This is a genomic window from Pseudoruegeria sp. HB172150 (assembly GCF_013184805.1).
In the GTDB taxonomy this organism is placed as follows: Bacteria; Pseudomonadota; Alphaproteobacteria; order Rhodobacterales; family Rhodobacteraceae; genus Psychromarinibacter.
This window is the reverse complement of the sequence record NZ_JAATNG010000005.1, coordinates 177,343-195,896: the sequence shown is the minus strand read 5'-3', so window position 1 is coordinate 195,896 and position 18,554 is coordinate 177,343. Positions and strand designations below refer to the sequence as shown.

Annotated in this window: 22 protein-coding genes and 1 tRNA gene; 10 read left to right on the top strand and 13 right to left on the bottom strand. The window is 64.0% G+C overall.

What is annotated here, in order from left to right:
• The first annotated feature begins 14 nt into the window (after positions 1 to 14).
• The 4 genes from HCO70_RS19645 to HCO70_RS19630 all read left to right on the top strand — a co-directional run bounded on the left by HCO70_RS19645 (position 15) and on the right by HCO70_RS19630 (position 4,314).
• Entirely contained in the window at positions 15 to 1,343 is a 1,329-nt protein-coding gene (locus HCO70_RS19645) for an NAD(P)/FAD-dependent oxidoreductase (RefSeq protein ID WP_172299376.1), read from the top strand.
• Positions 1,291 to 2,451, top strand: coding sequence for a cyclopropane-fatty-acyl-phospholipid synthase family protein (locus tag HCO70_RS19640; RefSeq protein WP_172299374.1), 1,161 nt, complete (start codon positions 1,291 to 1,293; stop codon positions 2,449 to 2,451). Before HCO70_RS19645 ends, HCO70_RS19640 begins: the two co-directional genes overlap by 53 nt.
• Positions 2,452 to 2,532: 81 nt before the next feature.
• A complete protein-coding gene (locus HCO70_RS19635; protein WP_172299674.1) occupies positions 2,533 to 3,750 on the top strand; it encodes an MFS transporter in 1,218 nt (405 codons plus the stop codon).
• A gap of 3 nt (positions 3,751 to 3,753) precedes the next feature.
• Positions 3,754 to 4,314, top strand: coding sequence for a DUF3833 domain-containing protein (locus HCO70_RS19630; RefSeq protein WP_172299372.1), 561 nt, complete (start codon positions 3,754 to 3,756; stop codon positions 4,312 to 4,314).
• 38 nt (positions 4,315 to 4,352) lie between these two features.
• Here HCO70_RS19630 and HCO70_RS19625 read toward each other — a convergent pair.
• Positions 4,353 to 4,429, bottom strand: a tRNA-Arg gene (locus HCO70_RS19625).
• A gap of 55 nt (positions 4,430 to 4,484) precedes the next feature.
• Positions 4,485 to 4,796 carry an ETC complex I subunit gene (locus tag HCO70_RS19620; protein WP_172299370.1) on the bottom strand — a complete coding sequence of 104 codons (312 nt, stop codon included), beginning with the start codon at positions 4,794 to 4,796 and terminating at the stop codon, positions 4,485 to 4,487.
• 412 nt (positions 4,797 to 5,208) lie between these two features.
• Here HCO70_RS19620 and uvrB point away from each other — a divergent pair, with 412 nt between their 5' ends.
• A complete protein-coding gene (gene uvrB / locus HCO70_RS19615) occupies positions 5,209 to 7,404 on the top strand; it encodes an excinuclease ABC subunit UvrB (RefSeq protein ID WP_172299368.1) in 2,196 nt (731 codons plus the stop codon).
• Between the two features lie 6 nt (positions 7,405 to 7,410).
• On the opposite strand, the gene HCO70_RS24655 is transcribed toward uvrB, so the two are convergent.
• Positions 7,411 to 7,683: a hypothetical protein gene (locus tag HCO70_RS24655; protein ID WP_216665529.1), complete on the bottom strand. Its 273-nt coding sequence runs from the start codon at positions 7,681 to 7,683 to the stop codon at positions 7,411 to 7,413.
• A gap of 864 nt (positions 7,684 to 8,547) precedes the next feature.
• Here HCO70_RS24655 and HCO70_RS19610 point away from each other — a divergent pair.
• Entirely contained in the window at positions 8,548 to 8,820 is a 273-nt protein-coding gene (locus HCO70_RS19610; protein ID WP_172299366.1) for a hypothetical protein, read from the top strand.
• A gap of 40 nt (positions 8,821 to 8,860) precedes the next feature.
• Here HCO70_RS19610 and HCO70_RS19605 read toward each other — a convergent pair whose 3' ends face one another.
• Positions 8,861 to 9,133: a GlsB/YeaQ/YmgE family stress response membrane protein gene (locus HCO70_RS19605; protein WP_172299365.1), complete on the bottom strand. Its 273-nt coding sequence runs from the start codon at positions 9,131 to 9,133 to the stop codon at positions 8,861 to 8,863.
• A 218-nt stretch (positions 9,134 to 9,351) separates the two neighbouring features.
• On the opposite strand from HCO70_RS19605, the gene HCO70_RS19600 reads away from it, so the two are divergent.
• Positions 9,352 to 9,690 (top strand): hypothetical protein, encoded by a 339-nt coding sequence (locus tag HCO70_RS19600; RefSeq protein ID WP_172299363.1) that lies wholly within the window; start codon positions 9,352 to 9,354, stop codon positions 9,688 to 9,690.
• 152 nt (positions 9,691 to 9,842) lie between these two features.
• On the opposite strand, the gene HCO70_RS19595 is transcribed toward HCO70_RS19600, so the two are convergent.
• Both HCO70_RS19595 and HCO70_RS19590 read right to left on the bottom strand, forming a co-directional pair.
• Entirely contained in the window at positions 9,843 to 10,781 is a 939-nt protein-coding gene (locus tag HCO70_RS19595; protein WP_172299361.1) for a hypothetical protein, read from the bottom strand.
• Between the two features lie 177 nt (positions 10,782 to 10,958).
• A complete protein-coding gene (locus HCO70_RS19590) occupies positions 10,959 to 11,372 on the bottom strand; it encodes an excalibur calcium-binding domain-containing protein (protein WP_216665528.1) in 414 nt (137 codons plus the stop codon).
• Positions 11,373 to 11,449: 77 nt separating this feature from the next.
• Between HCO70_RS19590 and deoD the strand changes: the two genes are divergently transcribed.
• The 3 genes from deoD to HCO70_RS19575 all read left to right on the top strand — a co-directional run bounded on the left by deoD (position 11,450) and on the right by HCO70_RS19575 (position 14,304).
• Positions 11,450 to 12,154: a purine-nucleoside phosphorylase gene (gene deoD, locus HCO70_RS19585; RefSeq protein WP_172299357.1), complete on the top strand. Its 705-nt coding sequence runs from the start codon at positions 11,450 to 11,452 to the stop codon at positions 12,152 to 12,154.
• 204 nt (positions 12,155 to 12,358) lie between these two features.
• Positions 12,359 to 13,072 (top strand): Crp/Fnr family transcriptional regulator, encoded by a 714-nt coding sequence (locus tag HCO70_RS19580; protein WP_216665527.1) that lies wholly within the window; start codon positions 12,359 to 12,361, stop codon positions 13,070 to 13,072.
• A gap of 113 nt (positions 13,073 to 13,185) precedes the next feature.
• The gene (locus HCO70_RS19575) at positions 13,186 to 14,304 is read left to right on the top strand and encodes a PAS domain-containing protein (RefSeq protein ID WP_172299353.1); all 1,119 of its coding nucleotides are present in this window, start codon (positions 13,186 to 13,188) and stop codon (positions 14,302 to 14,304) included.
• A gap of 15 nt (positions 14,305 to 14,319) precedes the next feature.
• Here HCO70_RS19575 and HCO70_RS19570 read toward each other — a convergent pair whose 3' ends face one another.
• From HCO70_RS19570 to HCO70_RS19540, 7 genes are all read right to left on the bottom strand, one after another.
• On the bottom strand, positions 14,320 to 15,162 hold the full coding sequence (locus tag HCO70_RS19570) for a DUF1989 domain-containing protein (protein WP_172299351.1): 843 nt from the start codon (positions 15,160 to 15,162) through the stop codon (positions 14,320 to 14,322).
• Positions 15,163 to 15,234: 72 nt separating this feature from the next.
• Positions 15,235 to 15,459, bottom strand: a complete 225-nt coding sequence (locus HCO70_RS19565) for a hypothetical protein (RefSeq protein WP_216665526.1) — start codon at positions 15,457 to 15,459, stop codon at positions 15,235 to 15,237.
• 163 nt (positions 15,460 to 15,622) lie between these two features.
• Positions 15,623 to 15,814: a hypothetical protein gene (locus HCO70_RS19560; RefSeq protein WP_172299347.1), complete on the bottom strand. Its 192-nt coding sequence runs from the start codon at positions 15,812 to 15,814 to the stop codon at positions 15,623 to 15,625.
• A 7-nt stretch (positions 15,815 to 15,821) separates the two neighbouring features.
• Entirely contained in the window at positions 15,822 to 16,604 is a 783-nt protein-coding gene (locus HCO70_RS19555) for a succinate dehydrogenase iron-sulfur subunit (RefSeq protein ID WP_172299345.1), read from the bottom strand.
• 99 nt (positions 16,605 to 16,703) lie between these two features.
• Entirely contained in the window at positions 16,704 to 17,513 is an 810-nt protein-coding gene (locus HCO70_RS19550; protein WP_172299343.1) for a hypothetical protein, read from the bottom strand.
• The gene (locus HCO70_RS19545; protein WP_172299341.1) at positions 17,510 to 17,830 is read right to left on the bottom strand and encodes a hypothetical protein; all 321 of its coding nucleotides are present in this window, start codon (positions 17,828 to 17,830) and stop codon (positions 17,510 to 17,512) included. The genes HCO70_RS19550 and HCO70_RS19545 overlap by 4 nt, the downstream gene beginning before the upstream one ends.
• Positions 17,827 to 18,531 carry an FkbM family methyltransferase gene (locus HCO70_RS19540; protein WP_172299339.1) on the bottom strand — a complete coding sequence of 235 codons (705 nt, stop codon included), beginning with the start codon at positions 18,529 to 18,531 and terminating at the stop codon, positions 17,827 to 17,829. Before HCO70_RS19540 ends, HCO70_RS19545 begins: the two co-directional genes overlap by 4 nt.
• Positions 18,532 to 18,554: the final 23 nt, after the last annotated feature.

The following is an 18,554-nucleotide window of genomic DNA, read 5'->3' as shown; positions in this document are numbered from 1 at the left end:
TAACAGAGGCGCGTATGTTCGACGAAACCCGGTTACCGCGTAAACGCATCGCCATCATCGGCGGAGGAATCTCCGGCCTGTCTGCGGCCTATGAACTGGCGGCCACACATGATGTGACGCTGTTCGAAGCGGCCCCGAGGCTCGGCGGCCACGCCCGCACTGTCATGGCAGGTGTCAACGGCGACCAGCCTGTCGACACCGGCTTCATTGTCTTCAACTATGTCACCTATCCGCACCTGACGCGCCTGTTCCGTGACCTCGACGTGCCGGTTGCCAAAAGCGAGATGAGCTTCGGCGCCAGCATCGACGGTGGCCGCATAGAATATGGTTTCAAGTCTCTCGGGGCGCTGACGGCGCAGCGGCGCAACCTGGCGCGGCCGCGGTTCCTTGGCATGATCCGGGACATCCTGCGGTTCGGCGCGAAGGCCGAGGCGACTGCGCGTGACGGGATGAGCATCGACGACCTCGTGGCAAAGCTGCAGCTTGGGCGCTGGTTCCGGGACTACTACCTGATGCCGATGTGCGGTGCGATCTGGTCGACCCCGACCGAGGAAATCGGCTGCTTCCCCGCCCTGCCGCTCGTCAGCTTCTTCCGCAACCACGCGCTGCTGGCAGGTGCGACGCAGCACCAGTGGTGGACAGTCGAAGGCGGCAGCCGCGAATACGTCCGCCGGCTGGAAGCCGCGCTCATCGCCCGCGGCTGCCGGATCAGCACATCGACCCGCGCCGCGCATGTCAGCCGCGACGAATTCGGCATCGAACTGTTTCTGGACAACGAACCGTCGCAGCGCTTCGACGAAGTCGTCTTTGCCTGCCACTCCGACCAGGCGCTCGGCATTCTCGGGCCCGCGGCAACGACAGCGGAACGGCAGGCCCTCGGCAGCATCCGCTACCAGCCGAACGTGGCCGTGCTGCACCGCGACCCGTCGCAGATGCCCCGCCGCCGCGCCTGCTGGTCCAGCTGGTCCTACCGCTCGCAGGAGGGGGCGATCGGCGTCACCTACTGGATGAACCGACTGCAAAACATCCCCGAGATCGACCCGCTGTTCGTCACGCTGAACCCGTCGCGACCCATCGACGAACGCCTCGTCTATGACCAGACCACCTTCGCCCATCCAGTATTCGACGCGGCCGCTCTCAGCGCGCAGGAGCGACTGCGCGGGATGCAGGGCGACAACAACACCTGGTTCGCCGGCGCCTATCATCGAAACGGCTTTCACGAGGACGGCATCGCCAGCGCGATGCGCGTCGTACGCGGCATCAGGACCAAGACCATAATGGGAGACACGGATGCGGCATATCGCAGACCGCCGGCTGAAATCGGAATTCCTGCAGACCTGTGAGCGGATCTCCGAGGGGCAGCTGACACTGCGCACCCCGGAAGGAGAGATCCATCACTTCGGCAGCACCGGACCGGAAACGGACATGGACATCCGCGACTGGTCGGCCGTGTCGGCAATCGCGGCTCACGGCCAGATCGGGCTGGGCGAGAGCTATGTCCAGGGGTACTGGGACACATCCTCCGTCGAGGGGCTGATCACACTGGCCATGCGCAACCGAGAACGGATGGGCAGCTATGACAGCGGCAACATGCTGAACATCGTCCGCAACCGGCTGATCGACACCCTACTGCGCGCCAATTCCCGGCGCGGCGCGCGGCGGAACATCCGCGCGCATTACGATGTCGGCAACGAGTTCTATCAGCTCTGGCTGGACGACGGCATGACCTATTCCTCGGCGCTGTTCCAGGACGGGGCCGACGACCTGTCAACCGCGCAACGCCGCAAGAACGACCGCATCCTGTCACGCCTGACCGAAGGCGAGCGCGTGCTCGAGATCGGCTGCGGCTGGGGCGGCTTCGCCGAGCATGCCGCCGAGGATGGGCGCAACGTGACCGGCGTCACCATCTCGCCCAGCCAGCACGGCTACGCCGCCGCACGGCTGGACGGACGCGCCGACATCCGCCTCTGCGACTACCGCGACACAGGGGGCAGGTACGACAACCTCGTCTCCATCGAAATGGTGGAGGCCGTGGGCCAACGCTACTGGCCGATGTATTTCGCCACGCTCAAGAACCGTCTGGCCGAAGGCGGCCGCGCGATGGTTCAGGCGATCACCGTGTCGGACGCGTTCTTCGACAATTATCGGTCCTCCTCCGACTACATCCGCAAATACGTCTTCCCGGGTGGCATGCTGCTGTCCGACCGCAACATCGCCGAACAGGCACGGGCGGCGGGGCTGAAGGTCAACGACAGTTTCGCTTTCGGGCAGGATTACGGGCGCACCTGCCGGATCTGGGCGGATCGGCTGTGCGCAAAGAAACCGGCGATCCGGGCGCTTGGCCATGACGATGCGTTCTTCCGCAACTGGCGCTATTACCTTGAAAGCTGCGCCGCCTCTTTCGCGATCGGTCATACCGACATCGTGCAGGTGGAACTGGCCCATGCCTGAACCCTGTGGCCGAGGTTCGCGCAGGTGAAAACCGCCGCAGCCACTGCACCGTCGGGCGGCGCACAGACTGCGCCGCCGCCAATGATCAATCTGCGGGTCAGCCTGTACGCCCTGATGCTGGCGGCAGCGGGTATCCCGCTATATATCCACCTGCCGCGTTTCGCCTCCGTGGAACTGGGGCTGGGGCTGGGCGCGGTGGGAACCATCCTGCTGGCAATCCGCGTCGTCGACCTGGTGCAGGACCCGTTCATCGGCTGGATGATAGACCGGTGGCCGCGCGCGCAGACGGTCTTCGGCCTGCTGGCGGCACTCGGCCTCGCGGCGGGTTTCCCACTGCTTTTCTTCATCGAGCCAGGCCAGTCCACCGCGCTTCGCCTGACCGCCACGCTCATCCTGCTCTTTTCCGCCTACAGCCTGGGCATGATCCTTCTCTACGGCCGCAGCGCCTCTCTCGCCGCCGAGCCCGAGGCGGGCGCGCTGATGTCCATTGCCGCCTGGCGCGAAACGGGCATGCTCGCCGGCGTTGTGCTCGCCGCCGCCGCACCGTCAGCCCTCGCTGCCATCGGCGCGGACGGTTCCGGGTATCCCGCCTTCGGTCTCCTGCTCTGCGCCGTCTCGGTAATTGTCGGCCTCGCCACCCTTCCATTGTGGAAGCGCCCCGCGCAACCCGGCCGCCGCCTGTCCCTGCCGGATCTCGCCGGTTCCGGCGGGCTGCGCCTGCTGGCCCTCGCCCTGATCAACAACCTGCCCGTCGCGATCACCTCTACCCTGTTCGTCTTCTTCGTCGAAGACCGCCTGCAACTGCAGGGCCGCGCCGGACCCTTCCTCATCCTGTTCTTCCTCGCCGCCGGGCTTAGCGTTCCGGCCTGGAACGCGGCCGCCCATCGCATCGGCGCACGCGCGACCCTGCTGATCGCGATGCCGCTGGCCGTCGCCGGATTCATCGGTGCCGCCTTCCTGCCCACCGGCGCGTCCCTGGGTTTCGCCGTCATCTGCGTCGCCTCCGGCGCCGCTACAGGCGCCGACCTCGTGCTTTTGCCGGCCATGTTCTCCATCGCGCTGACCCGCGCCGGCCTGAACGCGGGCGAAGGCTTCGGCATCTGGTCCGTTGCCGGCAAGCTCGGCCTCGCCCTCGCCGCCTTCCTCGTCCTCCCGGCACTCGGCGCCTTCGGCTTCGCCCCGGGGGAGGCGAACACGCCCGAAAGCCTTGCCGCCCTTAACGCCGCTTACGCCATTCTTCCCTGCCTGCTGAAACTGGTCGCGATCGGCTTTGTCCTGACCCTTCCCACCGAGGAGTGAGCCATGAAAATTCTGACAGCCATCCTGCTGATCGTCCTTCTCGGAATTGCCGCGCGCAACCTGTTCTTCAGCTTCCGCGCCCAGTCCGCAGACAATTACGCGGACACGTCGCCCACATTCTCCGTGACCGAGCACCTCTCTGGACCGATCCTCTCCGAAGGGGTGATCTTCGGACCCACCGGGCGCGCCGTGAACCGGTTCGTGGCCCGGATGGAAGGCAGCTGGGACGGCGCAAACGGTACACTGACAGAAGATTTCACCTACGCCAACGGCTCCACCCAGGCCCGCAAGTGGACCCTGACGCTGGGAGAGAACGGCAACCTCACCGCCGAAGCGGACGATATCATCGGCAAGGCCACCGGCCGGATCTCCGGCGCCACGATCAATCTGCGATACCGCATCGTTCTGCCTGAGAATTCAGGCGGCCACACGCTGGACGTCGACGACTGGCTCTACCTGACCGAGAATGGCACGATCCTGAACCGAAGCGAATTCCGCAAGTTCGGCATCAAGGTCGGAGAACTTGTCGCCACCATGCGTCCGGCGGCACCGTCCGGTGAGTAACGTTCGAGTCGATGCCCACCTATTTCAATCGATTCAACTGGCGACCCCTCCAGGACTCGAACCCGGAACCTGCTGATTAGAAGTCAGCTGCTCTATCCAGTTGAGCTAAGGGGCCGCTCGCCGCGTTTCTGCGCCAGCGCGCCCCGCAGATCAAGCCGCAATGACGGGTCTCAGTGCGTCCACGCCCCGCGCCGGTCGGTGGCGAAGTTTTCGCCATAGCCGCGCGCGCGGATGTTGGGCTTGCGCTTCTGCGGCTCCAGGACCTGGGCGTCGATGCCGTGTTCCTCGGCATATTCCAGAGCCGCTTCCTTGCTGGAGAACCGGATCCGCACCTGTGCCTGGGTGTCCGACGAGGAGGTCCAGCCCATCAGCGGATCGACCTCGCGCGCGTGATCGGCGGAATATTCCAGCACCCAGTCGCGGGTCTTGGCGGTGCCGGACTGCATCGCATTGCGGGCAGGCTTGTAGATGCGCGCGGGCATGGGCGGTCTCCTGTCGTCTCTGGCCGATATGACAGAGAACGGTCCGCCGGCGCAACCGCGCAATTCACCGCATCTGCGGCGATGTCCATCTGTGATCCTTGGGGGAAGGGTAGGCTGCCGGTCGCGCGCGCGATATGAGGGGTGGGGTGGGTGCAACGCGCGCGACCGGCAGCCTGGTCTGCTGCTTGCACCTACAAAGGTAGGGGCTGGCCGCGCGACTCGCAACAAAAATTAAACCTTGGGTTGAGCGAGACTCCGCCGACGGCGATTCTTCGCTGTATAGAGACGGCGGTCCGGCAATCCTCCGCACCCGAACAACCTGATTGCTGACTGCATGTTGTCAGGGGTCGGGGGTTGAAGCGGAACGAATGCAGTACAATTGTAGAGCCTGCCGCTGCCCGGATTCTCTGCCATGCACAACAACCGTCCCGACCAGATGCCGATTCTGCACGCGCCCGCTGCGGATGTCCGCGAGCGAGAGAAGCTCGAAGGCGGTAAGCGCATCATAATGCAGACGGAATTCCTGCCGGCGGGGGACCAGCCCACCGCCATCGCAGAGCTTTCGACGGGCGTCAAAGGCGGCGAACGCGATCAGGTCCTGCTCGGCGCCACCGGAACCGGCAAGACCTACACCATGGCCAAGGTGATCGAGGAGACCCAGCGCCCGGCGATCATCCTCGCGCCGAACAAAACATTAGCGGCACAACTATATGGCGAGTTCAAGGGCTTCTTCCCCGACAACGCCGTCGAGTACTTTGTTTCCTATTACGACTATTACCAGCCAGAGGCCTACGTTCCGCGCTCCGACACCTACATAGAAAAGGAATCGCAGATCAACGAACAGATCGACCGGATGCGCCACTCGGCCACCCGGGCGCTTCTGGAACGCGACGACGTCATCATCGTCGCTTCGGTCTCCTGCATCTACGGCATCGGCTCGGTCGAAACCTACGGCGCGATGACCCAGGACCTGCATGTAGGCAAGTCCTACGACCAGCGCGCCGTCATGGCCGATCTCGTGGCCCAGGCCTACCGCCGCAACGACCAGGCGTTCCAGCGCGGCTCGTTCCGGGTCCGCGGCGACGTCCTCGAAATCTTCCCCGCCCACCTCGAGGACCGCGCCTGGCGCCTGTCCTTCTTCGGTGAGGAGCTGGAGGCGATCACCGAATTCGACCCGCTCACCGGCGAAAAGACCGACACGTTCGATCGCATCCGCGTCTACGCCAACTCGCACTACGTCACGCCGCGCCCGACGATGCAGCAGGCCATTATCGGCATCAAGAAAGAGCTGCGCCAGCGCCTCGACCAGCTCGTCGGCGAGGGCAAGCTGCTGGAGGCGCAGCGCCTCGAACAGCGCACGAACTTCGACCTCGAGATGCTGGAGGCCACCGGCGTCTGCAACGGGATCGAGAATTACTCGCGCTACCTCACCGGCCGCGCCCCCGGCGAACCGCCCCCTACCCTGTTCGAATTCATCCCCGACGATGCCCTCGTCTTCTGCGATGAATCCCACGTCTCGGTCCCGCAGATCGGCGGCATGTACAAGGGCGACTACCGGCGCAAGTTCACGCTGGCCGAACACGGCTTCCGCCTGCCCTCCTGCATGGACAACCGCCCCCTCAAATTCGAGGAATGGGACGCGATGCGCCCGCAGTCGGTCTACGTCTCCGCCACCCCCGGCAGCTGGGAACTGGAACAGACCGGCGGCGTCTTCACCGAACAGGTCATCCGCCCCACCGGCCTCCTAGACCCGCAGGTCGAAATCCGCCCGGTCGAGATGCAGGTCGACGACCTCCTGGATGAGGTGCGCAAGGTCGCCGATGCCGGCTACCGCACCCTCGTCACCACGCTGACCAAGCGCATGGCAGAGGACCTGACCGAATACCTGCACGAGCAGGGCATCAAGGTCCGCTACATGCATTCAGACATCGACACGCTCGAACGGATCGAGATCCTGCGCGACCTCCGCCTCGGCGCCTTCGACGTGCTGGTCGGCATCAACCTTCTGCGCGAGGGGCTCGACATTCCCGAATGCGGCCTCGTCGCCATCCTCGACGCCGACAAGGAAGGCTTCCTGCGGTCAGAGACCTCGCTGATCCAGACCATCGGCCGCGCCGCCCGCAACGCTGATGGCCGCGTCATCATGTATGCCGACCGCATCACCGGCTCGATGGAGCGCGCGCTCGGCGAAACCAACCGCCGCCGCGAAAAGCAGATGGCCTACAACGTGGAACACGGCATCACCCCCGAGACGGTGCGCAAGAACGTCGAGGATGTCCTCGCCGGCCTCTACAAGGGCGACACCGACATGTCCCGCGTGACGGCCAAGGTCGACAAGCCCCTCGTCGGCGCCAACCTGCAGGCCCATCTCGACGGCCTCCGCGTCGAAATGCGCAAGGCCGCCGAGAACCTCGAATTCGAGGAAGCCGCACGGCTCCGCGACGAGATCAAGCGTCTGGAAGCGGTCGACCTCGCCGTTCACGACGACCCCCTTGCGCGCCAGTCGGCGGTCGAGGCGGCGGCGGAAGCCGCCGTCGGAACGCGGGGGCGGAGCACAGCGGGTCGGGCCGGGCAGCGTGGGGGGAATGTGAAGCGGCGAAAACTTTAACGCATTTTAAAGGAAGGGATCGAATTCGATCCCTTCACGTATTAATCGTGCCTCTAAGTTCGCGGATAAGGCTCGTTGCGCTATTAGCAAAGCCTCCTCGTTTGTCAGAGTCACAGTCATTTTGTAGTCTCCGGTCATCCCCTGAGCGACATTCACTGCGAAATCAATTTCCAAACCTGCGTCTTCGGACACGCAGATGTCGCGATTATTTAAGCCCCTATCGATCAATTTATGGGTCAATCCGGTTCTTCGGTAGCGTGCTTCAGCTTCAATCTTCAATTTAGTTCCCCTTCCTTTCTGAACTCGTTTTCACGTCCATTTGGTCGTATGCGGACGAACACAACTACCCCAAATTCTCCTCGATCGACCATCTCGTGAAAACATCTCCCCAAAGCGCGTAGCCTTCCAACCTCTTGGTAGGGTGGCCATAATTCACCCATGAGTTCGCGCAGAGTGAACACAGCCCCAACTGGCAAGCGTTCCAGATTTCCATTTAAAATTCTTCGAATTCCCTCGTCCATGCCGGCCCTTTTTCAATTTTTTTTTGAAAGTCTTACTCCTCCATGCTCAATAATCGAGACGCTTTTTGAGGTTTTTTAGTACGAGCAAGAGACCAACAATTTGCGCGGCGAAAGTGACCTGCCTCAACCATTCATGGGGACAGGTGATCCCTAAGAAAGGTATAATGAATTGGGCCAAGTCAAAGCGAAGTGCCCACTCCCGATTACCCACTCCAAACCCAAACCCGACAAAACTACTCAACTACTTGATTTCCCTACACTTTCAGCTTTACACCCCTCCCGGTTCCGCGCTATCCATCCCCAAGACGCGAAAGCAAGCCAGATCCGCTTTCGGTCGCAGCGAGCCATCCCGCCAGGCGCACGCCCAGCCAGACAGCCAGCCACGCAACCGAAAACGGATCAAGCCAGCCAGCGTCGCCCTCCGTAGGGTGCGTGCTTGCACGCATCGCGGTCTTTTCCACACTGGCAAGCAACACCGAGGCCCCGCCACCGCCTGCCGCCAAGCATGCCCCTTGTCCGACTCGGGCACCTGCCCCATATTCACCGCCAGCCGGGGCGCGAGGCTCCGCACGGCCGCCGCAAGGGTTTCCCCCAGGGCCACCCCCTCTTCCGAGACAACATCATGCGCGCAATTCTCGCCGCGTCCCTGCTGGTGCTCGCCGGTCCCGCGTTCGCGGACCAGACCACCGGAACCGTCGCCGCCTATGACGCGGCCACCAACCAGCTGACCTTCACCGACAACACCGTCTGGTACCTGCCCGCCAGCGTCACCATGCCCGCCAGCATCCAGCCCGGCGACGCGGTGGCGATCACCTATGTCACGAACTCCGACAACGGCTGGGGCAAGATCCTCACCGTGCTGCGGACCGAGGCACGCCCCGGCACCGGCGGCTGATCCGAAGTTGCGGCCGGGCGGGACCGCTCCCGCCCGCCTGCTACCGGTCGAACAGCAGCTTGCCCACCAGCAGCACGAACACGGCCCCTATCGCCGCCACGATCAGGATCATCACCACCCCGTAGGCGGCCAGCGCCCCCAGCCCTGCCAGCGCCAGCAGGAACGGCAGCACAAAGGCGCCGACGACCCCCAGCACCATGTAAAGCAACATGTTTCTGCCCGCGATCAGGCCGGCAATCCATCCTGCCAGCAACCCCACAACCGCCATCAGGATCACCGCCAGCGTCCCGAGGGCCCCCAGAAACTCTTCCATCTTTCGCTCCTTATCGGCCTTTCCGGGAACGGTGCCACTTCCGCTCCCTTTCCAGAAAACCTAGCGCGTCAAACCACTTGTCCAAGCCTGCCCGCACCGAAGGCAAGCGGTCGCCTAACATCCCGATTCCGTTGTCTTTTCGGGTGTTTTCTGGTATCCTTACGGAATTATTCGAAACTGATTTCCAAGACCTGTGCATTTCCTGAAAGGTGCCCCCCATGTTGCAGAATTCAGCCGGCTATCTGTTCGCCCTGGCCTGTGCCCTGATCGTCATCCTCGGCGACACCATCCTCAAGCTCGCCGCCGAAAAGGGCCACGGCCTCCCCTCCCCCCATGTCGCCGCCGGTACCGTCCTTTACGCCGTCTCGGCCATCGCGTGGTTCCTCGCCATGCGGCACATCTCGCTGGCCCAGGCCGGCGTCGCCTACACGATGTTCAGTCTGCTCGCCCTCTGCGCCATCGGCGCGGTGTTTTTCGGCGAGACGATCGGACTGCGCGAAGCGCTCGGCATCCTCTGCGCGATCACCGCGATCGTCCTGCTGGTCCGCTTTACCTGAGTCAGCCGCTAATGGCTTGAGCTAACGCTGGTTGCTCTGAAGGAGCCCGCATCGCGTAGCCCCTGCCGCACCCCTGAAAAGCAAGGCGCGCCGGAAACCATCCGGCGCGCCCGTCAATGCTCAAAAACTGCGGCCGATCAACCGCGGCCAGCTCAGAAATCCAGGCTCAGGCTGACCCCGACCGACTCGTCCCAGGTACCGTCGATCATCGAGCCGGCGGAATATCCGGCGTGAACGTCCGCCATCGAGCCGTCGATCTCGAATCCCGCCCCGAACCGCGGCGAGAAATGATCCCCGCTGCTGCCAAGACCGTCGTCATAGCCGGTGAACTCCGCGGCGAGGCTCACGTAAGGATGCACGATGCCTTCGCCGATATAGGTTGCCTTCGACCCGAGTGCCGCGGTGTAGGAACTGATCGTATGCGCCCCGACGGTTGTGCCGCCAAAGCTGCCGGCCGAGTATTCCTCGGACACATGCGCGAAGGACGCGAACGGTTCGATCTCGAACCCGCTGTAGATCAGGGTCTTGCTGACGCTGGCCACGGCGGCAAAGCGGTCGCCTTCCGCGACGTTGCCCGAAACGGCTTCGGTATCGCCGAACAGCAGCAGGCCGTCGACATGCCAGTCGGCACCGAAGTCCCAGCCGACATAGGCGCCCCACTGGTCGCTCTCGGTCGAAACCGTGCCGGAGGGCGTGTAATAGAAGTGGTCCGAGAAGCTCTTGACCACGCCGACCTCGACATCGCCAAAGTCATAACCGACCCCAAAGGCCGTTTCCTTGCCGCCGCCGTCGAAATCCTCATGCACCCGCATGCCAGAGATCGCACCCCAGACGGTAACGCCGATGCCACCCGACATGCCGCTGCCCGAGTAGCGGAAAGCCACCGCATCTCTCGAGACGCCGGCCATCCCGGTCGTCACATCACGTGGAATATTTCCGAAAACCAAACGGGCCGAGGATTGCCCGGCCATCACCAGTCCCTGGTTCGCTTCTTCCAGAGGGCTCGCCTGGCCGAGCCCCAGGGAAACTACCGTAAAACCAATGGACGCTACGCCGACCGATCCTAGGCCAACTAATTTCTTCTTTGTCATTCCGACCGCCTTTGTGCATCCGCCACGCAGCCGGGTCCGGCCACCTGAGCGATAGGATACCAGTTAACTTCGCACCATCAAATCATGAGCGAGTATAGAGTTTATGACGCAGCGGCAAGTTGCAAGAAAGCGACAACTCTCGCCCGAGGCTTGTCGAAACCCAACAAAATCAGGTTCTCAGTGGCGAAGGAACTTCGCGCCGCCGACCATTCGCGGCGCGTCCGACACCGGCATTTCCTGACCCGGCGGGTTCGCCGCCACGGCCGCCTCGCCACGCCGCGCCGGACCGCAGGCGATGCCGTCGCCATCCGGGTCGTTTCGCAGGTGATAGCCGATGTGACCCCGCATCGCTGGCGCCAGCGCCACAGCGGCCGCACCCCGGCAGCCGGACATCGCAACAAGGTGCCGCATCGCGTCGCCCGGCGGATAATCGGAGGTCCGGACATAGACCGACACCGTGACGCAAGCCGCCACAACCGGAACCGAAGCGAGCTTGAAGGCTATCCGCACCGGCGACAGCGCACGGCGGCGCAGTTCCAATGCTTGCGCCTCGCGGCGAGCGCGGCGGCGATCCTTACGGGTCATTTCCATGGGATCGGACTAGCCGCGGAATATGGCGTCCTCTGGGCGGCTCCGTTAAGTTCGCCAGGCAGAAAAGGGAGTCCTCCATGACCATCCATATCGGCGCCGAACCCGGCGACATCGCGGAAACCGTCCTTCTGCCGGGCGATCCCCGGCGTGCCGAATGGGCGGCCAACACGTTTCTTGACGCACCACGCTGCGTCAACGAAGTGCGCGGGATGCTGGGGTACACCGGCACCTGGATGGGTCAGCCGGTTACGGTCCACGGCTCCGGCATGGGCATGCCCTCGCTCTCGATTTACGTGAACGAACTCATTCGCGATTACGGCGCGAAAACCATCATCCGGATCGGCTCCGCCGGAGCGATGCAGGAATCGGTGGCGATGCGCGATCTGGTGTTCGCGATGACGGCGACCAGCCTGTCGACGCCCTCGCTGGGCTTCTTCCGCGAGTTGAACTTCGCCCCCTCCGCCGATTTCGGTTTGCTGCGCGCTGCCGTCGCTGCGGCAGAGGCCCGGGGCATGCCGCATCACGTGGGCGGCATCTACAGCTCCGACGTCTTCTATGACGAGCGCCCCGACCTGAACGAGGCGCTGGTTCGCCACGGCGTGCTGGCGGTGGAGATGGAAACGGCGGAACTCTACACCCTTGCGGCCCGCTACGGCGCCCGCGCACTGTCGGTGCTGACGATCTCGGACCACCTGCTGACCGGCGAAGACCTGCCGTCCGACGATCGCGAGAAATCCTTCGGCGACATGGTCGAGGTCGCGCTGCAGGCGGCATTCGCCTAGGACCACGCCATGCCCATTGGTTAACCGGCTGAAAAAAGAGTAAAACCTGCCGTTTTGCGATCAGCCCTCTCCGCCCGTGTTAAACCGGGACCCCGGCTATGGACCGGGCATAAATCGTCCTCTTCGCACCCGCATGCAGCCGGCTGACCCGCTATCACCAACGCCTGCCGTGAACAAAGGCGGCGGCAGCTGCGTTACATCCATATGGCACAGGCGACCAACAACCTTGTTTTACGATCCCTTTCGAAAGAGAGCCGCGAAGCTGTTCTGCAGGAATGCGAGCGGGTGGACCTTGAAGCACGCACGATCCTCGACCGCGTCGGCGAGCACACCGCCTCGGTCCATTTCCCAGAAACCGCTGTCATCTCGACAGTCGCCACCTACAAGGACGGCAGCAGCATCGAAATGGCGAATATCGGGCGCGAGGCCTGTACTGGGATCGGGCTGATCCTCGGCCATTCGCAGCAGTTGAACACAAACGAGGTGCAACTCGGCGGCGGGGCCCTGGAGATGCCGGCCGAGGCATTCCTGCGGCTGAAACAGGAACTGCCGGACTTCGAAAACTCTTTGCTCTCGACGGTTCAGGCCGTCTTCTACCAGATCATGGTCTCCGGCGCATGCAACGGGGCGCATCTGGCCAAGCAGCGGCTGGCGCGCTGGCTGCTGACCATGGCCGACCGCAACGGGTCGGACTCGATGCGGCTGACACAGGACTTTCTGGCGGAAATGCTGGGCGTGCGCCGCGCCACCGTTTCCGAAGCCGCGTCGGAAATGCAGGCACAGGGGCTGATCCAGTACGCGCGCGGCCGGGTCAGAATCCGCAACCGCAGCGGTCTGCAAAAGACAAGCTGCGAATGCTACCAGCTTGTTCGCGAGGCATATGCCTCGCTCTTGCCCGATCGCGTTGAAGATACCTGATTTGCCGTGCTTGCGTACGGAACCGTACCGACAAGCATCCGCCAGGTCCTTAACTAGTATCCCGAAAGGCGTGTCGCCCATGGCGTGCCGGCAGCATGGGACGGTGAAGGTAAATGGCGATTCCAGGGGAACTGGGCGGGGAAACAATGCTGCAGACGGCGATCCGCCATTCGCCGTTCTCGATCATCATCACCGACCCGCGACTGGACGACAATCCGATCACCTATGTGAACGACGCGTTCCAGTCCACAACGCTCTACAGCCGGGACTTCGCCCTGGGTCGCAATTGTCGGTTCCTGCAGGGGCCTGACACCGATCCGCAGGATATAGAAAAGATTAGGAGCGGCCTGCGCTCGGAGAAGGAATTCCAGGTCACCCTCGTCAATCACCGGGCCGACGGCACGCCGTTCCGCAACCAGCTCCTGATCGCGCCGATCCACGACGCCGACGGCGAGCTTTGCGCCTATTTCGGTCTGCAGCGCGACCTGAACGGAAGCGTCAGCCAGGACGACCCTGAGGATGATAGCCTCGCCCTCCTGCGCGAGCTTCAGCACCGGGTGAAGAACCACCTGTCGATGATCGTCAGCATGATCCGCATCCAGGCCCGGCGCGAGGTCACGCCGGACTCCCTCAAGGCCGTCAGCCGCCGGATCGAGGCGCTGGCCCTGCTCTACGAGGAACTCCTGCAGACGAAAGGAAACGGCAACGGCAGGAAATCCATCGCCGCCGGCGCCTATCTCAGCCGCATCGCCTCGGTCGTCTCGGGTCTGCAGGCGCGCGGCGCGATCCGCGTGAACGTGGAATGCGACGACATCGCCCTGCCCCTCGACAACGCGGCGCGGCTCGGCCTTCTGCTTTCGGAATTCCTCACCAACGCGCTCGAACACGCCTTCGAAGACCGCGACAGCGGCTTCGTCGAGGTCCGCTTCTTCCGTCTCAGCGACGGCACCATCCGCCTGTCGATCGAGGATGACGGCATCGGCATGCCCGAAGGCAGCGACTGGCCCTTCGGCGCTCTCAGCATCGAGCGCCAGCACGACCGCGCGAAATCGGACAAGGGCACGCTCGACACCACCGGCCACGGCAAGAAACCCGGCGTCGGCGGCAGCATCGTCGCGGCGCTGACCCAGTCGCTCGACGCGACGCTGGAAGTCACCAGACCGAAGCGCGGCACGATCATCACGCTGGATTTCGACCCGGCCGGCGCCACGCCCGACCGCCACGACCACTAGCCACGCGACCGCGGCCTAAACCCCATGCCCCCGCGAATACCCGTTGACCTGTGGCGGCGCCCAGCCTTCCGGCGGTTCCTCCGGCGCGAACACCTCCACCTTCAGCGGATAGCACGCCGCCGCATCGCTGGAATGCGTCGCGGAACAGTCGCCGCCCGGGCAGGCCGACAGCGCCCCCAGCAGGTCGATCTCGGCGAAGAACTCGATGTAATCCCCCGGCCGCACCGGGCTCGCCTTCATGAAATACTGCCCCGTGTCCCGCGTGAACCCGGTGCACATGAAGACGTTCAGCACGTCATGAACATGCAGCTCCGCCTCCCGCACCGGTAGCCCCGTCGCCGCCGCCAAAGCCCGCGACAGGTTCGAATGGCAGCAATGATGATACTCGCCCCCGTCCAGCAGCCGGTGCGTATAGGGATCGCAGCGCGTGCCGATCACGTCATGGACGCGCCCGCCGAAAGCATCCGCGCCGTACCAGTCCAGCGTATCCGCCACCACGGTCGCCATCGGCCGCAGGTACGGCAAACAGGACCACAGCCGGTCGCCCGTCGACACATGCGTGCCGTGCAGCGCCCGCGTCTTGCCGGAAAAGAACCGCTCGCCCAGATCATCCGCGGCCCAGAGGTTCAGGTCCCCGACCTGCGGTCCCTCGACCGAGCTGATGCGAAAGAATTGCCCCGCGCGCACCCGAAAGCACCCACCGTCGCGCGGGGCAATCATGACCTCCTCCACCTTCCGCGCCGTGGCCCGTGCCCGGCCATAGGACGCAAGATCGGCCGGAATAAGCGAGTCGTCGGGATAAACGATCACAGGCGCAACGGCGCGGCGCGCGGCTGCATCCGCGGGGGCATTGGTCATAGTCGTCTCCTGTCGTCACGTCCCGGGGTCGGGACGATCAAACAGGAGGTCTCTCCGAAGGTCCAGCGGGGCTCACAGCCCGCGGTTGCGCCGCATCGTGTCGCGCCGCTGCCGCAAAAGCGACTGCCGCAGGGAGTTCAGGCGATGGGCATAGCTGCCCAGGTCGTCCTGCTCTGCCAGCGCCTGTAGCTCCCGATCCAGCCGATGTTCCTCTGCGTCGAGTTCCGAAGGCTGGCACAGGGCGTAGATCGCGCCCCACTTGAGGCGAAGCGCCTCTTCGTCGTAGCCGTGATTCACGTGCACGGGACGCCCGCGCGAAAAATGTCGGGTCATATGTCTTGGCTCAAACATCTCAAATTCCACATATTTTTTAATACGTAATGGCGTAGCCGATCCGTCGGCCTTACGCCAAGTAAGGGATACCAGACCAATAGCTGGATCCACCGGAAATTGTCTTCTGTCAGGCGCCGCGAACGCAGATTTTCGGCGGTTTTCCGCCGTCGGTCACGGTGCGCCCGCCGCAATGCACGCAATACCAGTCACCCGCCGTCCGGTCCTGCCGCCAGCGGCATTCCCGGGTAAGCGTCGTGTGGTGCCACTTCCACCAGAGATAGGCGAAAGTGCCGATGGCAAGAAAAAGGAAGAGGATCAAACCGGGCTCAGACCACCCGGTTCACCAGCATCCGCTTGATCTCTGCAATCGCCTTCGCCGGGTTCAGCCCCTTGGGGCAGGTCTTGGCGCAGTTCATGATCGTGTGGCAGCGATACAGCTTGAACGGATCTTCCAGATCGTCCAGCCGCTCGCCCGTGGCCTCGTCGCGGCTGTCGATGATCCAGCGATACGCGTGCAGCAGCGCGGCGGGGCCAAGGTAGCGGTCCGAGTTCCACCAGTAGCTCGGGCAGGCGGTGGAGCAGGACGCGCACATCACGCATTCGTAAAGGCCATCCAGCTTCTTGCGGTCCTCGATGGACTGGCGCCACTCCTTCTGCGGCCGGTTCGTCTTGGTCTCCAGCCACGGCATGATGCTGGCATGCTGGGCGTAGAAATGCGTCAGGTCCGGGATCAGGTCCTTGACCACCGACATGTGCGGCAGCGGGTAGATCTTGACCACCGGCGTGCTGATCTCGTCCATGCCGTAGATGCAGGCCAGCGTGTTGATCCCGTCGATGTTCATCGCGCAGGATCCGCAGATCCCCTCGCGGCAGGATCGGCGGAAGGTCAGCGTCGGGTCGATCTCGTTCTTGATCTTGATCAGCGCGTCCAGAACCATCGGCCCGCATGTGTCCATGTCGACGAAATAGGTGTCGACGCGCGGGTTCTCTCCGTCATCGGGGTTCCAGCGATAGATCTTGAACTCGCGGATGTTGGTCGCGCTCTCGGGCTTCGGCCAGGTATTGCCCGTCCGGATGCGGGAGTTTTTCGGAAGCGTGAGTTGGACCATGTCAGTCTCCTTGCCCTTGGCTGAGGCGGCGCCGGGACGGGCGCGTACGGCTGGTGGCTTTTAACACCTGGAATGGCGTCGGCGGGATTGTTGGCATCGTCAGGTCCTCCTGCCGTCGAATTGGTCGGAATGGGCCCTCGCTAGATCGACGATCCGCTGCCGGTGTGACTGCTTCATCGGCAGGCCGTTGAGTTGCCGGACGAATTCCAGCAGCGACGGTCCCAGACTTTCATTCTGTGGCGCTGGAAAGACGATCCGTTGCAGGGTTTCGCGTTCGACACCTGCCACTTCCAGAACGGCGGTTCCCAACCGGCCGGCGCGCGCCTCGTCCTCCATCCGGACAACCGTGACGCGGCCGTCGAAGCGTGCAGCCAATTCGCGTGCCGCCGCTTCCAGACCGATCTCGGCGGGATAGCGGCCGCGCCAGTCGTCATAGGTCAGGGGACAGGCCTTGTTCTTGACGTCCTGATTGTAGCAACTGCGAAACCATCGGTCCTCGTCACGGTAGTAGAGAACATAGCTAAGGCGGAAGCCTGCAAAGACATCCTCGATCAACTCGATCGTGCCCCGGATCCAATCCATCATGGTCTCGCCTTGCGGCCTGGCCACTGCGGAACCGGCAAGGTTCTCGTCCGAGATAATCACTGTGCGGGCGGACAGGCTCGCAATGCGCCGGGCCACCCGTGTCGCCGCACGTCGCACGGAAGGATCGCGCGGCGTCGTGCGGCCGTCCTTGAAATGCGAGGCCCGCAGACGCCAGCGATAGGTCAGCCGGTGGCGTGGAAAGACGGCGATGTCTGGCGCCAGAATCTCTTCATTCTGCTCCAGCATCGCCTGGATTGTCGTCGTTCCGGTCTTCCTTGGACCGAGATGAAAGACGATATGTTTTTCCTGCGGCGCCACCGTCACCGGCTCGCCCCGATGGTAATGCCCACTGTCGTCGGCCTTGGTTCCCCGCGCATCGTGCGCGCAATGCATTCCTGCATGAAGTCGCCCTGGCTTTGCGGCGAAAGGATACGATTCGTCACGGTAACGCTACCGCCCGCGCTCGGCCCCCGCGACCCGACACCGACGCGCACGTTGCCGGCCACCCCGTCCGAAAGCCGCGCCTCTTCGCGGCACTGCCGCTCGGCGCGCTCCAGCGTCATCGGCGTGGGCGCGCAGGCAGACAGCAGAACGGGCAGACCCGCCAGCGCCAGACCGGTCCGGACAGACCAAACTCTCATGCCGCCCCCTCCTGTGCATCCGCCCAGCGCGTGAACAGCAGGTCCATGTGCCTCGGCAGGTCGCCTTCCGGCGGCGCCATGTCGATCACGTCGCGCAGTTCCAGCCCCGCCGCCGCCAGCCGCGCGATCAGCGCCGAGGGCAGCGGCGTATCCGCGAACCGGCGCGACACAGAAACCTCGGCCACCACGAACAGGCACCGCTTCAGCGTCTCTTTCGCACCCGCCAGCACCGCCACCTCATGCCCCTCGGTATCGATCTTCAGACCCACGCTCCCCGGCCGGTCGCGCATCACCGCGTCCAGTGTCCTGACCGGCACCACCCGCGGCTCCGCCTCGCTGTACCACGTCCGCGACACGTCGATCCGCGCATGGAACCCCGCCAGATTGCCGCCGCCGGTCTTCGTGCGCGGCACGTTCAGCACCAGTTCCCCCTCCGCCTCGCCCAGCGCGACGGGAAGGAACTCGTAGTCCGCCGGCGCCCGCGCGGCGACCAGCGCCTCGGTCTCGGCCAGCGGATCGACCAGCAGGAAATCGGCGTCCCCATACGCACTGTAAAGCCAGTCCGTCCCGCGATAGACGCCCACGTCCACCACGATATCCGGCCGGAACCCGTAGCGCCGCAGATACTGCGCGCGATGCTTGATCCGCACGGGCTTCAGCCCCTCGGACTGCAAAGCGGCGGTGATCTCCGGCGCGACCATCGCCCTAGCCCCGGTCCACGGGC